The organism is Vibrio sp. 10N.222.46.A1 (assembly GCF_041473595.1).
Lineage (GTDB): Bacteria > Pseudomonadota > Gammaproteobacteria > Enterobacterales > Vibrionaceae > Vibrio > Vibrio tasmaniensis_A.
The window spans coordinates 1-495 of record NZ_JBFRSN010001123.1; the positions used below are offsets into that span (position 1 = coordinate 1).

Genomic DNA, 495 nt, shown 5'->3' on the forward strand with positions numbered 1-495 from the left:
CGCATCACTTCTTCTAAGGAAGTTACCCCTTTCAGAACTTTGCTCAAGCCATCATCTCGAATACTTGGGGTTGTGCCACGAATCGCTTTCTCAATTGCCTGTTCTCCAGCTTCACTGTGAATCAGCTCTTGTACCGAATCGTCAATCATCAGTAGCTCATGAATACCGGTACGACCTCGATAACCTTTATGGCCACACTCTTCACAACCTTTTGCATGGTAAAGTGTGAGGCTCTCTTTCTTCTTCATACCAAACAGCTTTTTCTGTTCTTTATCGGCTTCGTAAGGTTCTTTACAGTCGTTACACAGAGTACGAACCAAGCGCTGAGCCAAAACACCCAGCAGAGAAGAAGAGATCAAGAAAGGTTCAATGCCCATATCACGCAGACGCGTGATCGCACCGATTGCCGTATTGGTGTGAAGAGTCGACATGACTAAGTGACCCGTCAAAGAGGCTTGAACAGCGATCTCAGCAGTCTCTAAATCACGGATCTCA

General features: G+C 46.3%; 1 protein-coding gene. It reads right to left on the reverse strand.

Translation table 11 applies throughout. The features are described from left to right. A partial coding sequence (locus tag AB4496_RS24405) for a GspE/PulE family protein (protein ID WP_372132376.1) occupies nt 1-495 on the reverse strand: 495 nt, incomplete at both ends.